Annotated in this window: 21 protein-coding genes; 14 read left to right on the top strand and 7 right to left on the bottom strand. The window is 64.2% G+C overall.

Annotation, left to right across the window (positions count from 1 at the left end; all coding sequences use genetic code 11):
* Window positions 1-23: 23 nt before the first annotated feature.
* Window positions 24-812: a thermonuclease family protein gene (locus tag ACQ86E_RS23115; protein ID WP_431201959.1), complete on the top strand. Its 789-nt coding sequence runs from the start codon at window positions 24-26 to the stop codon at window positions 810-812.
* 213 nt (window positions 813-1,025) lie between these two features.
* Here the strand turns inward: ACQ86E_RS23115 and cyoD are convergent, their stop codons facing one another.
* The 4 genes from cyoD to ACQ86E_RS23095 are packed head-to-tail and all read right to left on the bottom strand — an operon-like array spanning window position 1,026 to window position 4,876.
* Window positions 1,026-1,415 carry a cytochrome o ubiquinol oxidase subunit IV gene (gene cyoD / locus ACQ86E_RS23110; protein WP_431201958.1) on the bottom strand — a complete coding sequence of 130 codons (390 nt, stop codon included), beginning with the start codon at window positions 1,413-1,415 and terminating at the stop codon, window positions 1,026-1,028.
* Window positions 1,412-2,053, bottom strand: a complete 642-nt coding sequence (locus tag ACQ86E_RS23105; RefSeq protein WP_431201957.1) for a cytochrome (ubi)quinol oxidase subunit III — start codon at window positions 2,051-2,053, stop codon at window positions 1,412-1,414. The genes cyoD and ACQ86E_RS23105 overlap by 4 nt, the downstream gene beginning before the upstream one ends.
* Window positions 2,053-4,053: a cytochrome o ubiquinol oxidase subunit I gene (cyoB, locus tag ACQ86E_RS23100; protein WP_431201956.1), complete on the bottom strand. Its 2,001-nt coding sequence runs from the start codon at window positions 4,051-4,053 to the stop codon at window positions 2,053-2,055. The genes ACQ86E_RS23105 and cyoB overlap by 1 nt, the downstream gene beginning before the upstream one ends.
* Window positions 4,043-4,876, bottom strand: coding sequence for a cytochrome ubiquinol oxidase subunit II (locus tag ACQ86E_RS23095; protein ID WP_431201955.1), 834 nt, complete (start codon window positions 4,874-4,876; stop codon window positions 4,043-4,045). Before ACQ86E_RS23095 ends, cyoB begins: the two co-directional genes overlap by 11 nt.
* Window positions 4,877-5,108: 232 nt before the next feature.
* Between ACQ86E_RS23095 and ACQ86E_RS23090 the strand changes: the two genes are divergently transcribed.
* The 3 genes from ACQ86E_RS23090 to ACQ86E_RS23080 are packed head-to-tail and all read left to right on the top strand — an operon-like array spanning window position 5,109 to window position 7,289.
* Window positions 5,109-5,921: an SDR family NAD(P)-dependent oxidoreductase gene (locus ACQ86E_RS23090; protein WP_431201954.1), complete on the top strand. Its 813-nt coding sequence runs from the start codon at window positions 5,109-5,111 to the stop codon at window positions 5,919-5,921.
* 13 nt (window positions 5,922-5,934) lie between these two features.
* Window positions 5,935-6,489, top strand: coding sequence for a carboxymuconolactone decarboxylase family protein (locus ACQ86E_RS23085; RefSeq protein WP_431201953.1), 555 nt, complete (start codon window positions 5,935-5,937; stop codon window positions 6,487-6,489).
* Window positions 6,489-7,289: an SDR family NAD(P)-dependent oxidoreductase gene (locus ACQ86E_RS23080; protein ID WP_431201952.1), complete on the top strand. Its 801-nt coding sequence runs from the start codon at window positions 6,489-6,491 to the stop codon at window positions 7,287-7,289. The genes ACQ86E_RS23085 and ACQ86E_RS23080 overlap by 1 nt, the downstream gene beginning before the upstream one ends.
* A gap of 47 nt (window positions 7,290-7,336) precedes the next feature.
* Here the strand turns inward: ACQ86E_RS23080 and ACQ86E_RS23075 are convergent, their stop codons facing one another.
* Window positions 7,337-8,674, bottom strand: coding sequence for a PQQ-dependent sugar dehydrogenase (locus tag ACQ86E_RS23075; protein WP_431201951.1), 1,338 nt, complete (start codon window positions 8,672-8,674; stop codon window positions 7,337-7,339).
* A 235-nt stretch (window positions 8,675-8,909) separates the two neighbouring features.
* Between ACQ86E_RS23075 and ACQ86E_RS23070 the strand changes: the two genes are divergently transcribed.
* From ACQ86E_RS23070 to ACQ86E_RS23060, 3 genes are all read left to right on the top strand, one after another.
* Window positions 8,910-10,100 carry a urate hydroxylase PuuD gene (locus tag ACQ86E_RS23070; protein WP_431201950.1) on the top strand — a complete coding sequence of 397 codons (1,191 nt, stop codon included), beginning with the start codon at window positions 8,910-8,912 and terminating at the stop codon, window positions 10,098-10,100.
* Between the two features lie 159 nt (window positions 10,101-10,259).
* On the top strand, window positions 10,260-11,117 hold the full coding sequence (locus tag ACQ86E_RS23065) for a VOC family protein (protein ID WP_431201949.1): 858 nt from the start codon (window positions 10,260-10,262) through the stop codon (window positions 11,115-11,117).
* Window positions 11,118-11,193: 76 nt separating this feature from the next.
* Entirely contained in the window at window positions 11,194-11,469 is a 276-nt protein-coding gene (locus ACQ86E_RS23060) for a hypothetical protein (RefSeq protein WP_431201948.1), read from the top strand.
* Window positions 11,470-11,501: 32 nt separating this feature from the next.
* On the opposite strand, the gene ACQ86E_RS23055 is transcribed toward ACQ86E_RS23060, so the two are convergent.
* Complete coding sequence (locus tag ACQ86E_RS23055; protein ID WP_431201947.1) at window positions 11,502-12,485, bottom strand: Bug family tripartite tricarboxylate transporter substrate binding protein; 984 nt, start codon at window positions 12,483-12,485, stop codon at window positions 11,502-11,504.
* A gap of 455 nt (window positions 12,486-12,940) precedes the next feature.
* Between ACQ86E_RS23055 and ACQ86E_RS23050 the strand changes: the two genes are divergently transcribed.
* The 4 genes from ACQ86E_RS23050 to ACQ86E_RS23035 all read left to right on the top strand — a co-directional run bounded on the left by ACQ86E_RS23050 (window position 12,941) and on the right by ACQ86E_RS23035 (window position 15,565).
* Window positions 12,941-13,540 (top strand): hypothetical protein, encoded by a 600-nt coding sequence (locus tag ACQ86E_RS23050; RefSeq protein ID WP_431206537.1) that lies wholly within the window; start codon window positions 12,941-12,943, stop codon window positions 13,538-13,540.
* Complete coding sequence (locus ACQ86E_RS23045) at window positions 13,537-13,800, top strand: HGGxSTG domain-containing protein (RefSeq protein ID WP_431201946.1); 264 nt, start codon at window positions 13,537-13,539, stop codon at window positions 13,798-13,800. The genes ACQ86E_RS23050 and ACQ86E_RS23045 overlap by 4 nt, the downstream gene beginning before the upstream one ends.
* 243 nt (window positions 13,801-14,043) lie before the next feature.
* The gene (locus tag ACQ86E_RS23040) at window positions 14,044-15,315 is read left to right on the top strand and encodes an MFS transporter (protein WP_431201945.1); all 1,272 of its coding nucleotides are present in this window, start codon (window positions 14,044-14,046) and stop codon (window positions 15,313-15,315) included.
* A 73-nt stretch (window positions 15,316-15,388) separates the two neighbouring features.
* Window positions 15,389-15,565, top strand: coding sequence for a hypothetical protein (locus ACQ86E_RS23035; RefSeq protein WP_431201944.1), 177 nt, complete (start codon window positions 15,389-15,391; stop codon window positions 15,563-15,565).
* Between the two features lie 52 nt (window positions 15,566-15,617).
* Here the strand turns inward: ACQ86E_RS23035 and ACQ86E_RS23030 are convergent, their stop codons facing one another.
* Window positions 15,618-16,829 (bottom strand): GAF domain-containing sensor histidine kinase, encoded by a 1,212-nt coding sequence (locus ACQ86E_RS23030; protein WP_431201943.1) that lies wholly within the window; start codon window positions 16,827-16,829, stop codon window positions 15,618-15,620.
* Between the two features lie 154 nt (window positions 16,830-16,983).
* Here ACQ86E_RS23030 and ACQ86E_RS23025 point away from each other — a divergent pair, with 154 nt between their 5' ends.
* From ACQ86E_RS23025 to ACQ86E_RS23015, 3 genes are all read left to right on the top strand, one after another.
* Entirely contained in the window at window positions 16,984-17,310 is a 327-nt protein-coding gene (locus ACQ86E_RS23025; RefSeq protein WP_431201942.1) for a response regulator, read from the top strand.
* A gap of 143 nt (window positions 17,311-17,453) precedes the next feature.
* Window positions 17,454-18,659, top strand: a complete 1,206-nt coding sequence (locus ACQ86E_RS23020) for a M20/M25/M40 family metallo-hydrolase (protein ID WP_431201941.1) — start codon at window positions 17,454-17,456, stop codon at window positions 18,657-18,659.
* A 150-nt stretch (window positions 18,660-18,809) separates the two neighbouring features.
* Window positions 18,810-19,898, top strand: a complete 1,089-nt coding sequence (locus ACQ86E_RS23015) for a mandelate racemase/muconate lactonizing enzyme family protein (protein WP_431201940.1) — start codon at window positions 18,810-18,812, stop codon at window positions 19,896-19,898.
* Window positions 19,899-20,068: the final 170 nt, after the last annotated feature.

Below are 20,068 nucleotides of genomic sequence, written 5' to 3'. Positions count from 1 at the left end.
AGAGCCATCGATAGCGAGACAGTATGTCCTTCCGAAATTCCTTTTCCCTGACCCACGCTTTCGCGCTGGTTCTGTTTCTCGCTCTGTTCGGGTTTTTGGGTACCTCCGGACCGGCCTCCGCCCTGACCGCGGCCGCGACCGTGCGGGATGCCAATTCCATCCAGCTCGGCGACGTCACCTACCGGCTGGACGGCGTCGACGCGCCCGAACTGGACCAGGTCTGCATCGACGATCACGCCGATCCCTGGACCTGCGGCATCGAGGCCCGCGACCAGCTGGCGAAGCTGATCAACAAGCGCTCCGTGCGCTGCGACGACGTCGGACCAGAGAAGAGCTTTGGCAAGCGGCATCGCGCCATCTGCACGGCTGAGGGCGACAAGGTCACCCTGAACGAGCAACTGATCAAGCTCGGCTACGCCATCGCCCGCGAGCCGATCAAGGCCAACGTCAAGCCGGCGGCCGCCGAAGCCAAGGCGGCGTCGGCCGGTCTCTGGAAAGGCTGCTTTGTTGCACCGCAAGAATTCCGCATGGGCAAGAAGGACGGCGCGTTGCTGGGCGCAGCCTGCCGCCCGGACCGCGACAAGGAGATTCGCGCGGTGCTGTTTCCGGAAGAGCTGACCATGCCGCCGAGCTGCAGCATCAAGGGCAAGCTCGCGGTGCGCGCGCGCGTCACCGGCAATGTCGGCATCTATCACTTAAGGGGCTGCCCGAGCTATCCCGCGACCACCAAGCCGGACCGCTGGTTCTGCTCGGAGGACGACGCGCAGGCCGCCGGCTTCCGCAAGGCCTATAATTGCCGCCGGCCGAAATGAAGGAAACGTCAACCATCCGCAAGAGAGCCGAGACAGTATTGATCCGGAATTGATCTCTATCGGTAGTTGCTGCATCTCTAGGACCGTGCGGTAGCGCTTTTCGCTATCGCCTCCTTGGCAGCAATCCGGCTTCGGTCCGATTGCTTTGCTCGGGCGTTTCCTCCCTAGACTTGGGCCGCTTGTCACAACAAGCGGCTCTTCTTTTTGTTCATACTAGCGGCGCGTCGGCACGATCTGGTCCATCGGCAGCATGTTCTGGCTGAGATGCCCCATGATCCAGACGGTCCCGCCGACCACGAGGAACACAACCAGAAGGCCGAACGCCAGAGCCAGCACGTTGTTGGTATTGTCGGGCCCCGTCGTGATGTGCAGAAAGAACACCAAATGAACCCCCATCTGCGCGATCGCGAGCACGATCAATGCGACAGGGATGGACGGCTGCCAGACCAGATCGGTGCCGGCGATGAAGAACGACGTCGCCGTGAGCAGCAGCGCAAGCGCGAGGCCGACGACATAGCCGAGGATACGCTGGCCGACGCCGTGTTGATCTTCATCACCCGGTGCGATGTCGTGTTCGGTTCTTGCATGCGTCTGATCGCTCATACGCCACTCCCAAGCAAATAGACGACGGAGAAGACCCCGACCCACACAATGTCGAGCGCGTGCCAGAACAGCGCAAAGCACATCATCCGGCGCAGGACGTCGGCACGAAAGCCCTTTGCAAAGACCTGCGCCATCATGGTGAGAAGCCAGAGCACGCCAGCCGAGACGTGCAGGCCATGGCATCCGACCAGCGAAAAGAACGACGTCAGGAAGGCGCTTCGTGACGGGCCATAGCCGCGCGCGACGAGGTCGGCAAATTCACGGAACTCGATGGCGAGGAAGATCAGCCCCAGCAGGCAGGTTACAGTCATGCCGAGATAGAACCAGAACCGGTTGCGCACGTCGGCGGCGATGCTGGCCATGCCGCAAGTGAAGCTCGACAACAGCAGGCAAACCGTCTCGATCGCGACATTCCTCTGCTCGAAGATCTCCGAGCCCTTGGGGCCGCCCGCGGTCTGATCGGCCAGCACCGCGTAAGCCGCGAAGAAGCAGGAAAACATCACGATGTCGGAGAGCAGGAACACCCAGAAGCCATAGGCAGTGACGGTCCGCTTCGGCGCAGGTCCCGGATGCTCGATGACGGTCCCGATGTGGTGGGGATCGGAGTGAGCGCGGCCGGCGGTTGCGGTCATCGACATCAGACCGCCCCCGCCATGCTGACGAGGCTGCGCCGTTCCTCGCGATTGACGCGATCGATCTCCGCGACCTCGTCGGCCGGAATGACGTATTCGTCATGGTCGCGCCAGGCGAACACGACGAAAGTCGCGAACGCACCTATGCCACCCAAAATCACCATCCACCAGATGTGCCAGATCAGCGCGAAACCCACGATGGTGGCGAAGAACGCGCAGACGAACCCGGTCGGCGAATTCCGGGGCATCTCGATGTCGTGATACTCTGGCTGTTCGTGCTCCAGCGATTGCTGCTGGGCATGGGCCTTCATATCCCAATAGGCGTCCTCGCCGCACACGTCGGGATTGAAGGCGAAATTGAAAACCGGCGGCGGTGACGAGGTCGCCCATTCCAGCGAGCGCCCGTCCCAGGGATCGCCGGTGCTGTCTCGCAGGGCCTCGCGGTTTCGGACGCTGACCACGATCTGGACGATCTGACAGATCACCCCGATCGTCAGCACGGCCATGCCCGCGGCCGCCACCAACATCCAGGGCCGCCACGCCGCGACGTCATAGTGCTGCATGCGCCTCGTCATGCCGAGCATGCCGGCAACATAGAGCGGAACGAAGGTGACGTAGAAACCCGTCAAGGTGAACCAGAACGCGGCCTTGCCCCAGCGCTCGTCGAGGCGGAAGCCAAACGCCTTCGGGAACCAGTATTCGAAGCCCGCGAAGGCGCCGAACAGCACCCCGCCGATGATGACGTTGTGGAAATGCGCCACCAGGAACATGCTGTTGTGGAGCATGAAATCGGCAGGAGGCACCGCGAGGAGTACGCCGGTCAGTCCGCCGATGATGAAAGTCACCATGAATCCGACCGCCCACAGCATCGGGGTCGTGAAGCGGACGCGGCCGCCATACATCGTGAACAGCCAGTTGTAGATCTTCACCCCCGTCGGCACCGCGATGATCATGCTGGCGATGCCGAAGATGGCATTGACGTCCGGGCCCGCTCCCATCGTGAAGAAATGGTGCAGCCAGACCATGAAGGAGATGACGCAGATCGCCATGGTCGCGAGCACCATGGAGCGGTAGCCGAACAGCGCCTTGCCGGAAAAGGTCGAGACCACCTCGGAAAAGATGCCGAAGGCGGGCAGCACGAGGATGTAGACCTCCGGATGTCCCCAAGCCCAGATCAGGTTCATGAACATCATGACATTGCCGCCAGCCTCGTTGGTGAAGAAATGAAAGCCGAGGTAGCGGTCAAGCAGCAGCATTGCGAGCGTGGCGGTGAGGATCGGGAACGCCGCGACGATGAGGAGGTTCGAGGCCAGCGTGGTCCAGCAGAACATCGGCATGCGCAGGTAGTTCATGCCCCTGGTGCGCAGCTTCAGCACGGTGGTGACGAGATTTATGCCGGCCACCAGCGTGCCGACGCCTGAGATTTGCAGCGACCACGCGTAGTAATCGACGCCGACACCCGGCGAATATGACAGTTCCGACAGCGGCGGAAAGGCGAGCCAGCCCGTGCGCGCGAACTCGCCGATCACGAGCGAGAGATTGACGAGCAACGCACCAGTCGCGGTCAGCCAGAAGCCGACGGAATTCAGTGTCGGGAATGCGACGTCGCGCACCCCGAGCTGCAGCGGCACGATTAAGTTCATCAGCCCGATCACGAACGGCATCGCCACGAAGAAGATCATGATGGTGCCGTGGGCCGAAAAGATCTGGTTGTAGTGCTCCGGCGGGAGATAGCCCTGCGACTGGAAAGCGACAGCCTGCTGGATCCGCATCATGATGGCATCGCTGCCGCCGCGCAGCAGCATCACGGAGGCCAGCAGGATGTACATGACGCCGATGCGCTTGTGGTCGACACTGGTGATCCATTCATGCCAGAGATAAGGCAGATGCCCCTTCACCACGACCCATATCAGTACGACGAGGATCGCAACCAGCACCACCGCGCCCGCAATCAGAGGTATCGGCTGATCGAACGGAATAGCCGACCAATCGAGCTTACCGAGCATCGTGGCCTCCACTGCGGGGACGGCCGGCATCGGAGAGCAGTTCCGGTCCTGGTCCCGGCGGAATGTGCTGGGTCGCGATCAGATCGAACAGCCGTGGATCTTCGAGACGGTAACTCGGCCTGGCCTTCTCGATGCCCTGCTGCATCAACTTCCTGTAGCTGTCCTCGTTCAGCACGGCGCCTGACTTCGCCGTCGCCGCCACCCAGTCCGGAAAGGCGAGAGGCGAGATCACGTTGACGTCGAACATCATATCGGGGAAGCCATCGCCGGAGAAATGCGCCGACAGGCCCTTGAGCTTGCCCTCGGTATCGGCGCGCAGGTTCAACTTCGTCACCATGCCGTTCATGGTGTAGATCATGCTGCCAAGTTGCGGGATGAAGAACGTGTTCATCACGCTCGCGGAGGTCAGCTGGAAATTCAGCTCGGCGCCGGCTGGCACGGTCAGTGTGTTGATCGTGGCAATGCGCTGGTCCGGATAGATGAACAGCCATTTCCAGTCGAGCGAGACCGCCTGAATGCGAACCGAGCTGCCGGTGCCCGGCACGGGCGCTGCGGGATCGAGCTGATGCGAGCCGATCCAGGCGACGCCGCCGAGCAGGATCACGGTGAGCGCTGGGATCGCCCAGACGACCATTTCGACGCGACCGGAATAGACAAAGTGCGGTTGGTACCGCGCCTTCGGATTTGAGGCGCGAAACCAGAACGCAAAAGCCAGGATTGCGAAAATGGTCGGCACCACGATCGCGAGCATGATGAAGACGGAATCGACCAGGATGGTGCTGTTAGCGGCAGCCACCGGCCCTTGTGGATCGAGCAGATTCATCGATACACCGCTGGCGATTGGGAAACCCCGGGCGAGAGCCTAGCGTGGAAAAGCTCCCGCAACAAACGCAAGCACGAGAGCACGGTTCCCAATGTGCCCGCGCAATCGCGCGCCGTGCCGCCCTGCGGCATGCAATTCCATGCGACGTCAATGACATCGGCGCGGGACCGTCGGCCTTCTCTCTCGTCGGGGCGATTGCTAATCTGCACGCAAATAATCGGGATGGAACGATATGCAGGGCCCTGAGGACGATGCCGGCCTCGCCGGCAAGGTGGCGCTGATCAGCGGGGGCGGCGCAGTGGGCGACGGCATCGGCAACGGCCGCGCTGCAGCAATTCTGCTCGCCCGCGCCGGCGCAAACGTGCTGGTAGCCGACCGCGAGTTCAAGCTGGCCGAACGCACCGTTGAGATGATCGCAGCCGAAGGCGGGACAGCTGCCGGCCATGGCGGCGACGTCACCAGCGAAGCTGACTGCAAGAAGTTGGTGGAGGCCGCGCTCGATCGCTGGGGCCGGCTCGACTTCCTCGACAACAATGTCGGCATCGGCAGCCGCGGCAGCGTGGTCGACGAGGCGCCCGAGCAATATCGCCGCGTCATGCAGGTCAATGTCGAGACCATGTTCCTGCTCTCGAAGCACGCGATACCCGCGATGATCAGGACGGCGAAGGGCGGCGCGATCGTCAACATCTCCTCGATCTCGGCCTTGCGGCCGCGCGGGCTCACGACCTACACGACCTCGAAGGCCGCGATCATCGGTCTGACCCGCGCGATGGCGGTCGATCACGGCCGCGACAATATCCGCGTCAACTGCATCTGCCCGGGACCGATGTATACGCCGATGGTCTATGCCCGCGGCATGAGCGAGCAGGCTCGCGCGCAGCGGGCCAAGGCGTCCGTTCTCAAGACCGAAGGCACCGGCTGGGACGTCGGCCACGCCGTCAAGTTCCTGCTGAGCAACTTTGCCCGCTACATCACCGGCCAGGTGCTCGTGGTGGACGGTGGCGTCACGCTGCAAGCGCCCGAACGCGAGTCACAAGAACACTAGAGGAAACAGAATAATGGCCCGCCTGCCCTATCTCGAGGCCGACCAGGTCGCACCCGAATATCGCGACATGCTCAAGCGCAACACCAATCTGCACAAGCTGCTGGTCAACTCGCCGGAGATGGCGCGCGCCTTCAATGGCATCGGCGGTTACATCCGCTTCAAGAGCAAGCTCGACCCGCGCCTACGGGAGCTCGCGATCCTCCAGGTCGGCTGGATGGAGAAGTCGGAATACGAATTCACGCATCACGTGAAGATCGGCAAAGAATTCGGCGTCACCGACCAAGACATCGCCGGCCTGATGGCGGAGACCGACGGAAAGTCCTCGAAGCTGGAGCCGCTGGCGAAAGCGATCCTGAGAGGCGCCCGCGAGATGGTGCGGGAGCTGGCGATGTCGGATACGACCTTCGCCGAGATCAGGCAGCACCTCACCGACGAGCATATGGTCGACCTCGTCCTGACCATCGCCTTCTATTGCGGCGTAGTGCGCGTGCTCGCCACCATGAAGATCGACAACGAACCCATGTACAAAGAGGTACTCCAGCAGTACCCGATCCCGGGAGTGAACTGATGCGCTTGAAGGACAAGATTGCGATCATCGTCGGCGCCGGCCAGAGCCCCGGCGAAGGCATGGGCAATGGCCGTGCGACGGCGCTGACCTTCGCGCGCGAGGGCGCCAAGGTGCTGTGCGTCGACCATCATCTGGAATCCGCGCGGGAAACCGCAGCCATGATCGCAGCCAGGCAAGGCACCGCCGTGGCCTTCAGGGCCGACGTCACCAACTCCGCAGACATCAAGGCGATGGTGGCGGAAGCGCAGGTGCGCTGGGGCCGGATCGACGTGCTGCACAACAATGTCGGCGTCAGCCTGTCCGGCGGCGACGCCGAGCTGCTGCAGATCACCGAAGAGGCGTTCGACCGCGTCGTCGCCATCAATCTGAAGAGCTGCATTCTTGCCGCGAAAGAAGTGATCCCGATCATGCGCGCGCAGACCAGCGGCGCCATCATCAACATCTCCTCGATGGCCGCGATCACCACCTATCCTTACGTCGCCTACAAGGCGACCAAGTCGGCGATGATCGCTTTCACCGAGCAGCTGGCCTATCAGAACGCCGAATACGGCATCCGTGCCAACGTCATCCTGCCCGGCCTCATGAACACCCCGATGGCCGTCGATACCCGCGCCCGCGAATGGCACAAGACCCGCGCCGAAGTCGAAGCCGAACGCGACAGCAAGGTACCGCTGCGCAGGAAGATGGGCACCGGATGGGACGTCGCGAACGCAGCACTGTTCTTGGCGTCGGATGAAGCGAACTTCATCACCGGCGTGACGCTGCCGGTCGACGGCGGGGCGAGCGTGAGACGAGGGTAGGTCCTCTCCCTCGCCCCGTTCTTGAGGGAGAGGCGAAGAGCGCTCGCTCAACGCGAATGCGTCACCCGCCAGATCGTGCCGTTGCCATCCTCCGAGATCAGCAGCGATCCATCCTTCGCCATCGCGACGCCCACCGGCCGGCCCCACACCTCCGTGTCGTTCACCACAAAGCCCGTGACGAAATCCTCGTACTCCCCGGTCGGCTTGCCGTCCTTCATCCGGATGCGGATCAGCTTGTAGCCGGTGCGCTTGGAACGGTTCCAGGAGCCGTGCTCGGCGGCGAAGGCATCGCCCTGGTATTCGGCTGGAAACTGCGTGCCCTGGTAGAAGGTCATGCCGAGCGACGCCGAGTGCGGCTGCACCAGCACATCAGGCACCGTCACCTTGTCCTTGAGGTCAGGCCGTGCGCCGGCATGGCGCGGGTCTTCATTGCCACCGATGTAGAACCACGGCCAGCCGTAGAACGCGCCCTCCTTCACGCCGGTCACATAATCCGGCACAAGATCGTCGCCGAGACCGTCGCGCTCGTTGGTCGAACACCAGGGCAGACCGGTCTGCGGCTGGATCGCGAGGCCGACGCAATTGCGGATCCCGGTGGCGTAGATTTTCCGCTCCTTGCCGTCAGGCGTGAAAGCCAGCACGGCGGCGCGCTCGAGTTCGCTGGCCCAAGCCGCGCCAAGCGGCTGCGCCTTCGACCAGGCTTCCAAACCGCCCGGCGGCGTGCCCATGCCCTCGGCGACGTTGCTGAGCGAGCCGACGGAGATCAGCATGCGCCTGTTGTCGGGCGTGAAGACGATGTCGCGGGTGGAATGGCCGCCGTCATGCGGCAGGCTCGCCACGATCGTCTCCGCCTTGCCACGCGCCTTGAGATCGCCGGCCTGATAGGGAAAGCGGACGACGCTGTCGGTGTTGGCGACATAGACCCATTGCGGATTGTCGCCGTTCGGGGAGAAGGCCATGCCGAAGGGTTGCCGCAGGCCGCTGGCGAACAGCTCGTTGGCCGCAACCTTGCCGCCTTCCCCTGCGCGGAGCACGCGGATGGTGCCGCCCCGCGTCTCCGCGACGAACACATCGCCGTTCGGTGCAACCCTGATGATGCGCGGCGCGCGCAGCCCTTCGGCGAACAGCTCGATCTTGAAACCGGCCGGCACCTGGAGCGCGGCGTCCGGCGGACGCGGCACAACCCGCGACGAGCTCGCAACCGACTTCGTGGCACCGGGCCTGACCAGATCCTGCGGCCGGATCAATCTGACCGTGCCGGGCTTGTCGGCCTGCCAATCGCCATAGGCGTCCTTGCCCTGCAGCACCGGCTCGGCCTGCGCAAAGGTCGCAGCCTCAATCAGCAATCCCACGGCTATCGCAACGGACGAAATCCTGCTTTTCACGTCGTCTCCCTCCCGGCCTGCACGTCTGAAGCGTCAACGCCGATTGACCACAAACGTTCTACGACAGGCAAGACGCTTGCCGAATCCCACATCAGCTCATGCCCGCACGATGTGCATGAGCCGCGGCCCATCGTACTGGAAAATACGGTTGATCGGTGCGACACATTGGAAAGGCACGGCCGCCGGTTGCGGTCATCAAGGCTGCGGCATCGGTGTCGCAATTGATGGGGTGATCATGTGGGGATCCATCGTATCGGAATGGGCGAGCCTGCTGCTCCGCTGGCTGCACGTCGTGGCGGCGATCGCCTGGATCGGCAGTTCCTTCTATTTCATCGCCCTCGACCTCAGCCTGAAGCCGAAGTCCGACCTGCCTGATGGTGTGCAGGGCGAGGCCTGGCAGGTCCACGGCGGCGGCTTCTACCGGATCATGAAGTATCTGGTCGCACCCACCCAGATGCCGGACGAGCTCACCTGGTTCAAATGGGAGGCCTACACCACCTGGCTGTCCGGCTTCGCCCTGATGGTCGTGGTGTATTATCTCGAGGCCGATCTGTTCCTGGTCGACAAATCGATCCTCGACCTGACGCCGTTCCAGGCCGGACTGTTCAGCTTCTGCAGCCTCGCCTTGGCGTGGCTGCTCTACGAGGCCGCCTGCCGCACCGGGCTCGCGCAGCGCGAGCTGTCCTTTGCCGTCGGCGGCTACCTGTTCCTGGTCGGACTGACCTACGCCTTTACCCATGTCCTGAGCGGCCGCGGCGCCTTCAACCAGATCGCCGCGATCATCGGCACCATCATGGTCGCCAACGTCTTTGCGCTGATCATCCCGAACCAGAAGAAGATCGTGGCGGCCCTGGTCGCGGGACGAGCCCCCGATCCAAAGCTCGGGAAGACCAGCAAGGAGCGCTCGGTCCACAACAACTACCTGACGCTGCCCGTGGTCGTGCTGATGATCAGCAACCACTATCCCCTGCTCTACGCGACACGGTTCAACTGGATCATCGTCGCGATCATCCTGGCCCTCGGTCCGGTGATCCGCCACTTCTTCAACGAGCGGCATGCCGGGCGCAAATCGCCGTGGTGGGTGTGGGGCGTCGCCGCAGCCGGGGCCATCGCGATCCTCTTTCTTTCCGCCACCGGGCCGCGCGATGTAAAGACGGGTACGCTGTCGGCGCCGGTCACGGCCGCGAATGTCGAGGACATCGTGATGTCCCGCTGCAGCATGTGCCACGCGGCCGAGCCGGTCTGGGCCGGCATCGTGACCGCGCCGAAGGGCATCCTGCTCGATGCGCCCGAGCACATCCATCGCAACATCCGCCTGATCGGGCGTGTGGCCGCCTGGTCCAACGCAATGCCACCCGGCAATATCACCGAAATGACCAGCGAGGAGCGCGCCATCCTCGCCGCCTATATCGAGCAGGCACGCTGACGCCATCCCGCCTCGGTGGAAAGTTTGGCGGAATGAAATTCCGCATTTGCCGACGATTTGAAAATGACTTGACCGCCTATCCGGCGTACACAGGGCCAGCGTCCGCTCATGCGGACCAAGTCAGTCTCTATGAGTCAGTTTGCATCCGGGGAAATCACAGTGGCCCTCAAGAACATCATCGGTATCGACCACGCCGTGGTCATGGTTCGGGACCTCGACAAGGCCGCCGAGAATTATCGCCAGCTCGGCTTCACCCTATCCCCGCGCGGCACCCACAGCGCGCATATGGGCACCGGCAACTACACCATCATGTTCAACCCCGACTATATGGAGCTGCTCGGCGTACTGGCCGCGACCGAGCACAATGCGCCGGCACGCGCCTTCCTCGACAAGCGCGGCGAAGGCATCGAACGCATCGCCTTCACCGCGGTCGATTCCGCTGCCGGCGCCGAAGAGATCCGCGCACGCGGCCTTGCGCCCATCGGCCCCACCGATTTCGAACGTCCCGTTACGTTGCCCGATGGCACGGTGTCGGCAGCCAAGTTCCGCACTTTCATGTGGCCGACCGCGGAGGCCCCCGGCGGCGTGCGCATCTTCGCCTGCCAGCACAAGACCCGCGACACCGTGTGGATCCCCGAACTGATGACGCATGCCAATGCGGCGAAGCGGATCAAGCAGGCGCTGATCGCAACGCCGGAGCCCGCGAACGAAGCCGCGCATCTCGGCCGGCTGATCGACCGCGAGCCGAACAACGAGGCCGACGGCGCGGTCACCGTTCCCTCCGGCGGAGATCGTGCCGACTTCGTCTATCTGACGCTGGACCAGCTCGGCAAACGCTATCCCGGCGTTCCGCTCGCTGGTCTCTCCGAGCGCGGCGGCGCGGCGCTGGTGCTGGTGAGCGGCGATCTCGCAGCGACCGAAAAGGCGCTGGGCTCGGCTTCGTTGCGTAGCGGCGCTGCGATCTGCGTGCCGCCGGCCAAGGCCAATGGCACCCTGCTCGCCTTCGTTGCCGGCTGATTCTAACTAATTCTTTAACGTGTGTTTACCCGTCGGCCCTAGGATTCCCGGCCATCCTAGCTGCGGGATCAAGCACATGTTCAAAGAGGGATCGCCAATCGCCTATGACGCGCCGGCCGAACTGAAGAAGTGGCCGTCGCTGAAGGGCGAGAGACAGAAGGACCGGGGTCCGCCCTACCTCGTCTACAACGGCACGCTCGCCGACTGCGTCCGCGAACTCATGGACAAGCCGATCAAGGGCATTTCGCTGTACGACATCATGACGGGGCCGCAAGCCGCGTTCGAGCAGACCGTGCTGTCGCCGGGCGATGCCGCCGAGATTGCGATGCGCAGGGATTTTCCCAAGGCGTAACGCCGTCCGCCCGTCGTGACGCCGCCATCCGCCTACTCCACCTTGATGTTCGCGGCCGTCACCACCTCGGCAAGCTCCCTGGTCTCCTTTGCGATCTTGGCGGCGTACTCGGTTGGACTGAGCACGCTGACGACGCCCTGCGTCTCCAGCCGCTCCTGCATCGTCGGATCCTTGGCGGCGGCGACGATCTCACGATGCAGCGTCTCCAGGATCGGCGCCGGCGTCGCCTTCGGCATGAAGAAGCCGACCCAGAACGACAGGTCGAAGCCGGGATAGCCGGCTTCCGCGACGGTCGGCACGTCAGGCAGCGACGGCAGCCGCTCGGCGGAGGACACCGCGAGCGCACGCAGCTTGCCGGCCTTCACCAGCGGCACGGCGGAGAGCGGATCGAACACCGCCAGCACCTCCTGCGCGAGGAGGCCGACCTCGGAGGCCGCGCCGCCACGATAGGGCACGTGGATCAGCTTGATGCCGGCCTTCTGGCTAAGCAGCTCCATGGCGAGATGCGCGAGGTTGCCGTTGCCGCCGGAGCCGTAGGCGAGTTCGCCTGGCCTGGCTTTGGCGGCGGCGACGAGATCGGCCACGGTCTTGATGTCGGCGGTCTTGGGATTCTCGGGGTTGACCACGAGGACGAGCGGCGCCGACACGACGGTGGTCAGCGGCGCGAAATCGCCTATCGGGTCGTAGCGGGCGTCCTTGAACAGCGTCTTGTTGAGCGTGATGGTGGACGAGTTGCAGGCCAGGATGGTGTAGCCATCCGCGTCCGCGCGCGCCACGCCTTCGGCCGCGATCATGCCGTTGGCGCCAGCGCGGTTCTCGACCACGAAGGCCTGCCCGAGCTTGTTGCTCAAGCGGTCGGCGACGATACGTGCGACGACATCGACCGGACCGCCCGCGCTGAAGCCGACCATGATCTTGACCGGCCGCGTCGGATATTTTTGCGCGAGGGCCTGTGTCGACGGCGCGCAAGCGCATAATCCTGCGATGACTGCCAGCAGGCGGACCGTTCGTTGCATTGGTTCTCTCCCCAGACCTCCGCGCCACCCGTGCTTGTTGTTATGCGGCGCGTTCGCCGATCATGAATAGCGACCGCGCCGATTTTGGCAATCGCATTTCCGGCTGCGGAGTGTCCCGCATTCCGTCGCGCGGTACGCGAGCGCCGGTATCCAGACAAAGCGCGAAAACAACCCCATGCACAGTAGCCGAGGCCAGTCGAAACAATGAGTTGCGTGGCAGTGACTTCGTGTATCCCGAAACTGCATTGACACGTCGGGCAAAACAGGAGCAGAATGGCATCATCGCAACAATCGCCGGTGTGGGATGCCGTCCCGGTCAAGGGGGCCTCGACCCGGCTGTGCGCGTAAGCCCCTCATCGACATCCAAAGAAACGCAACCGCCGCGACGGCAGGCGCACGACTGGCTTCGCTCGCCGCGAGGCTTAGCGCGCCTGCGCCGGCAAAGGACACATCGCATGACGACACTACCGACACATGGCGAAACGGCAATCGCGACGAGCGATCGCGCCCCGATCATCGCAAGCCCAAAGGTCAAGCTGCGCCGCAGGCGCATCGTGATCGAGCATCCGGATCCGCGAGCCGGCGAATCGCTGCTGGCCGAGGCATTGGGCGCCGTCGATCGCGACGCGCTGCACGGACTGCTGAGCCAGTTGACGAAAGCCAGTGCGGTTGCGCGGAGGCCAGACCAGGGCAACCTCGCCTTCATGGTCTCGACGCTGAAAAGCATCGCGCCGAAGGACTCGCTCGAGTCCATGCTGGCGGCGCAGATGGTGAGCATCCACGTCGCGGCGATGCGCTGCGCCTGTCGCCTCGCCTGCACCGACGACGTGCAGCAGCAGGAGAGCCTCACGCGCGCAATGACTCGATTGTCGCGTACCTTCGCAGCCCAGATGGAGGCCCTGAACCGTCATCGCAGCAACGGCGCGTGTGCGATCACGGTGCAGAATCTGTCGGTGCAGGATGGTGGCCGGGCCGTCGTCGGCCATTTCACACAACATGCGAGCCTGGTCGCCGCGCAGCCCGGCCTGACGGATGCGGAGGCCATCACCGCATGAGCCACGCCCGCAACACCGCGGCGATGCAGGCGAGTCCGCGCTGCGGCGCGCGAACACGCAGCAGCGGCCATTGCCGTGCGCCGGCGTTGCTCGGCAAGACGCGCTGCCGCATGCATGGTGGAACGGCGGGATCCGGAGCACCATTCGGAAACCGGAATGCGCTCAAGCACGGCTTCTTCTCCAGCGAGGCGATCGACGAGCGGAGGCAGATTCATTCGCTGTTGGATCGAGCTGAAAGCCTGCTGTTGGAGCTGAAGTAGATCGGCGAGACGCGGAGGCTGCTGAACGAAAAGAAGCCGGTTTATTGCCAGGAAGGATGGAGTGGTGATTACGCTGCCGGTTGTGAGCCATCAATGATCCATTTGGCTTCTCCCGGTCTGTTCGCATCCTGGGTCCCGGCTCTGCGCAGCAACGCGGCCCTGCATTCGGCCAACAGCTATCGAGGTTGGCACGCCCGCCGCAATCATGTACCCCACCCGAAACCTTCCCGGGACGGGCCGCTCATGACTGCCACCACCGACGACGCGGGCGATGCCACCCGCGCGCTGATCCTTGCGCTCGTTGCGCTGGCCTGCGGGCACATGCTCTCGACCTTGCTGCGCACCATCCCGGCGCTCAGCCTCGACCTGATGGCGGCGGATTTCCACATGGAGCCGCAGGCGCTGGCGAGCCTGACCTCGGTCTATCATTTCGCCTTTGCAGCGTCGCAGATCCCGGTCGGGGCAGCGATGGATCGCTTTGGCGTGCGGCCGGTGTCGCTGAGCCTGCTCGCGGGAACCGTGGCCGGCGCCATCGCGTCGGGCTTTGCGACGGGGCCCGAGAGCTTTGCGGTCGGGCAATTGTTGCTGGGCATCGCCACCTCGGGCATGCTGATGTGCCCGATGACGCTGGCGGCCAAGCAATTGTCGGCGGCGCGGTTCGGGCTGTGGTCGGGCGCGATCCTCTCGATCGGCAATATCGGTATGCTGCTGTCGTCGAGCCCGCTCGCCTTCGTGGTCGATCATTACGGCTGGCGCGCCGGGTTCTGGATCGCCGCGCTCGGCGGCGTCGCGGTGGCGCTCGCGGTGTTCGCGCTGGTGCCGAACCAGCAGGCCGAGCACAAGGACGAGTCCTCGCCGTTGTCGCAGATGATCGAGGTGCTGCGCCTCGGCCTGTCGCGCCCGCTGCGCGGGCTGATCGCGCTCGCGCTGGTGTCGCTTGCGACCTCGCTGGTGCTGCGGGGCCTGTGGGGCGGGCCGTGGCTGATGCAGGTCAAGGGCCTGACGCGGGTCGAGGCCGGCAATTTGCTCGGCGCGTACACGCTGGCGATGATCGCGGGCCCGCTGTGCATGGGCATGATCGACCGCAAAATCGGCCGCCGCCGCGAGCTGGTGGCCGGCACGCACACGATCGCGGCCCTGCTGGTGGCGTTGCTGGCGCTCGGCGCGCCGCATTATGCGGTTGCATGGCTGTTCGGCCTGCCGGTCATGCCGCCGCAATACGATCTCGTCCTGTTCGTGCTGATCGGCTTGGCGACCTCGGCGCAGCCGCTGCTGTTCGGCATGTGCCGGCAACTGGTCGACGCGCAGACCGCGGGCAAGGCGCTGGCCGCGGTGAACCTCGCCTTCTTTCTCGGCACCGCGCTGATGCAGTCGACCACGGGCGCGGTGGCCGCGTTCGCGGGGCTGCCGGCGGTGCTGCTGTTCATGGCCGCGGCGCTTTTCGTCGGCGTGCTGATCTTCCTGGCTTACACGTCGCCGACGCGGGCGATTGGGTCGTCCACCTTAAGCGCTTGAAAGCTCGGGCGATCAGCAATGATTTGGAACGCAGTTGGGACCCTTGCGTTGGCGTGCAACCGAGGAGCGCCAAATGGCCGAAAAATTCGATCCTGCGCCTGCTGACAAGCACGCTGATCCGGCCCGGAAGGACCCGCGCGTCGACAAGGCCGACGACGCTCTCGATAAGGGGTTGAAGGACAGTTTTCCGGCATCCGACCCGCCGAGCAGTACCCAGCCCGGCAAGACCCCCTCGGATGGCCGGAATTAAGCCTTCCGCGCGGCGAATGTGAGGGACCGACAGCCTTTGCGGACCGACAGCTCTACGAGGCTGAGGGAGCAGCGGCGCCCAAGGCTCGCTCGTCGATCAAAAGCGGCATTTGAAAAGTAAAGCGGGTCTCATCGTCCGTCGAGGTCACATCGATGGTGCCGCCGTGGGCCGAAGCAATCTGCGACACGATGAAGAGCCCTAGCCCCAGTCCTTGCTGATTACCGGCATCCCGCCCGCGCACATATGGCATGAACAGCTTGCCCAGCGTGGCCGCGGGAATGGCCGGTCCCCGATTGATGACCGAAAGAGAAAAACTACCGTAGGTTTGCGCACGCACGAACACGGGGGTCTCAGCTGCGCTGTAGCTGAGGGCGTTGCCGAGAAGATTCGAAAGCAGACGGGCAATCCGCTGGCGGTCGGCGAAGACCGGCTTCGTGATGGCAAACTCGGCTTCGATCCGCCGCTGGGGATGCGTGGCGCGCATCTCGTCGACGATCTGCTTGAGCAAGGGTTCCAGCGGCTCCATCGACGGTGCGAACGACATTCGACCGCCGAGGCGACTGCGCGCGAGATCGATGACATCTTCGATCAGCGAAGACATGCGGATGGTGCTGGTTTCCATCATGGCGACGAGGGACTTCGCCTTTTCGTCGAGCGGCGTCCTTGCGAGGAGGCGCGAGCCGGCCGCGATCGCGGCAAGCGGATTGCGCAGGTCATGACCCAGCACCGCCATGAACTGCTCCTGCAATTCTGCGGCGGCCTTGGCGTCCAACAGATTTGCCTCGGCCGTCGCGACGCGCCTTGCGGCATCGAGATGAACGCCGATCAGGTCGGCGAACAGCCGGAACATGCCGATGACGCCGGGATTTTTCAGCTTCGCCGGCTCCGGATCGAGGGCGCAGAGCGTTCCGAAAAAGCTTCCGTCCGCAAGGAAGATCGGCATCGAGATGTAGGACTGGAAACCGTACATCGCCGGCGTATGATGGTTCGCGTAGCACGCATCCTGGGCGACGTGATCGATCACAACAGCCTCACGGGCCTGGTGTACCTCGTGACAGATCGTCGTTTCGACCTTGAGCTCGCCGCCGGCGCCAAGGCCGAGCCCGACCTGGTCGTTGGCCGCAAGACAGACCCAGCGATCCCCTGTGACGCGAGCCACGGCCGAGAATCCCAGCCCCGTGACTTGAGACACGACCGCGAGAATCGTCGGGACCGCCGCAATGGCATCGATGGCGTCGATATCGGCTCTGAAGTCGTGGTCCATAAAGCTCCATTGCGCACCAGCCGGGCGCGGTCAATGACTTAATCGCGCAGGCAAACTCAAAGTCGGTGTTCATCATTGAATGGCCAGGGAACAAGCCTGGTCTTCATCACTTGGGTCCACAGCAGATGGGAGCCCTGTGTTGAAAATACTACTTGTGGAAGACGAGCCGCTGATCCTTCTGGACGTCGAGCTCGGGTTGCAGCAGGCGGATCATACGGTGATCTCGGTCTGCAATGCGGACAGGGCAATCTCCATCTTGCGGGCACACGCCGTGGACCTCGTCCTGACCGACATCGATATGCCGGGTTCCATGGATGGACTCGCGCTGGCTGCCGCAGTGTGCGACGGCTGGCCGCCGGTGAAGATCGTGCTCATGTCGGGAAAGCGACGCCCAGCCGACGACGAATTCCCGCCACATGCCCGCTTCATGCCCAAGCCCTTCAGCCAATCCCAGCTCCTGCAAACCGTCGGCGTCTGGTAGAGACGGCCTGGCCGGCCTCCGTTGTTCCTGTTGACGACTGCGCTCAACGGCTGGCCGCCATGCTCTTGAAGCACTCGGAAGACTTGCACAAGATTGTTCCACGAAGGATGCTGCGGCGTACCAGCATCCAAGGGACCTCTGCCATGCCTGTCGACACCAAAGCCGCCACCGACCGCCTCATGCGCTTTCTCGCCGTCGAGGGCGTGACCGGACAGGAGGCGGCGATCGGGCGGGAGCTCACCGCCGCGCTGAAGGAGAGCGGCGTGCCGGCCAAGGCGATCCGGCTCGACGACGCCAACACGCGCATTCCCGTGCCGACCGAGACCGGCAACCTCATCGTCGACCTGCCCGGCCGCGGCGCGCTGCATAACCAGCCGCGCATCATGTTCATGACCCACATGGACACCGTGCCGCTGTGCGCCGGCGCCAAGCCGAAGAAGTCCGGCCGCAAGATCGTGAACGAAGCCAAGACCGCGCTCGGTGGCGACAACCGCTGCGGCTGTGGCGTGCTGGTGACGCTGGCGGCCGAGCTCGAAAAGCAGAAGCTCGATCATCCGCCGATCACGCTTTTGTTCTGTGTGCGCGAGGAGAGCGGGCTCTACGGCGCGCGCCACGTCAAGCTCGACGAACTCGGCTCGCCGGTGATGGCGTTCAACTATGACGGCGGCTCGGCCTCCAACGTCGTGATCGGCGCGGTCGGCGCCGACCGCTGGAGCGTCGAAATCTTCGGCCGCGCCTCGCATGCCGGCGTCGCGCCCGAGCGCGGCATCTCGTCGACCATGATCATGTCGCTCGCGCTTGCCGACGTGCAGGCCGGCGGCTGGTTCGGCAAGGTCGTGAAGGGCAAGGGCGCGAGCGCGCGGCAGGGCACCAGCAATGTCGGCCCCGTCACCGGCGGCGAAGGCCGCCCGGCGGGCGATGCCACCAACGTCGTCACCGATTACGTCCATGTGCGCGGCGAGAGCCGCAGCCATGACGGCAAGTTCTTCAAGGAGATCACCAAGGCCTACAAGGCCGCGTTCGAGAAGGCTGCCAGACGCGTGACCAACGCGCAAGGCAAGTCCGGCAAGGTCAAGTTCAAGGCCGAGACAGACTATTTTCCGTTCCGCATGAAGGACAGCCAGCCCGTCATCAAGCGCGCGGTCGAGGCGGTGGCTGCGGTCGGCGGCACGCCGAACGTCCGCACGGCGAATGGCGGACTCGACGCCAACTGGATGGTCCGCCACGGCATTCCAACCGTGACCTTCGGTGCCGGCCAGAACGAGGCGCACACGATCGACGAGTGGATCAATCTCGACGAATACGACCGCGCGTGTGCGCTTGCCGTGCAACTGGCGACGATGCGGTGAGATAAGCTGTAGGGTGGGTTAGCCGAAGGCGTAATCCACCTCTTTACTTGCCGCGGCGACAGAAGAGGTGGGTTACGCCCTGCAGATGCGCTTCGCACATCTACAGGACTAACCCCCACCCTACGAAAAAAAGAAAAACAGCGAGGAAACATGGCACGCATCGCGACAATCGAGTCCGGACTCTACCGGATCCCCCTCCCCGTCACGCTGTCGGACTCCACGCATGGCGAGATCGCGGCGTTCGAACTGATCACCTGCCGCGTACGCGACGCGGATGGTGCGGAAGGCGTCGGCTATACCTACACCGTGGGGCGCAATGGCGGCGCGACCGCTGATATCCTCAGGCGCGAGATTCCGCCGCTGGTCGAGGGGCGCGAGGCCGACGACACCGAGGCGATCTGGCATCACGTCTGGTGGGGTCTGCATTATGGCGGCCGCGGCGGGCCGGCCGTGCTGGCGCTCTCCGCGCTCGACATCGCGCTGTGGGACCTGAAGGCGCGGCGCGCCAGGCTGCCGCTGTTCCGCCTGCTCGGCGGCTTCGACGCCCGCGTTCCCTGTTATGCCGGCGGCATCGACCTCGATCTCTCGGTCGAGGCGCTGCTGGCGCAGACCGACGACAATCTCGCCAAGGGCTTTCGCGCCATCAAGATGAAGGTCGGTCGGCCCGATCTCAAATCCGACGTCGCGCGCGTCGCGGCCATGCGCCGGCATCTCGGCGACGGCTTTCCGCTGATGGCGGACGCCAACATGAAGTGGACCGTGGAGGAAGCCATCCGCGCCGCCCGCGCGTTCGTACCTTACGACCTCACCTGGCTGGAGGAGCCGATCATCCCGGACGACGTCGCGGGTCACACCCGCATCATGCAGGCCGGCGGCGTGCCGATCGCGGCCGGCGAAAACTTGCGCTCGTTGTGGGAGTTCAAGAATTACATCGCCAATGGCGCGGTGTCCTATCCCGAACCCGACGTCACCAATTGCGGCGGCGTCACCGCGTTCATGAAGATCGCGCGGCTCGCCGAAGCCTTCAACCTGCCGGTGACCAGCCACGGCGCGCACGACATCACCGTGCACCTGCTCGCGGCCTGCCCGAACCGGTCGTATCTGGAGGCCCATGGCTTCGGGCTGGACACATATATCGAGCATCCGCTGGTGCTCGAGGAGGGCAAGGCGCTGGCGCCGGGCCGCCCGGGCCACGGCATCGGCTTCGACTGGAAGGGGCTGGCGAAGCTTTCGCCGTAGGACTCCGTCATGCCCGGGCTTGTCCCGGGCATCCACGTTCTTCTTCATGCGGCAAACCAAGACGTGGATGGCCGGTCAAGCCCGGCCATGACAGCGTGGCTGCACGCGAGGCATTCCAAGGCGCCGGGTGCGGCGGCCATACAATCGGTTATGGTGACAGCAGCTGGCCC

Source organism: Bradyrhizobium betae (genome assembly GCF_050632175.1).
In the GTDB taxonomy this organism is placed as follows: Bacteria; Pseudomonadota; Alphaproteobacteria; order Rhizobiales; family Xanthobacteraceae; genus Bradyrhizobium; species Bradyrhizobium betae_B.
Note: the sequence above shows the minus strand (reverse complement) of the source record. Positions and strands in the feature narration are given on the sequence as shown.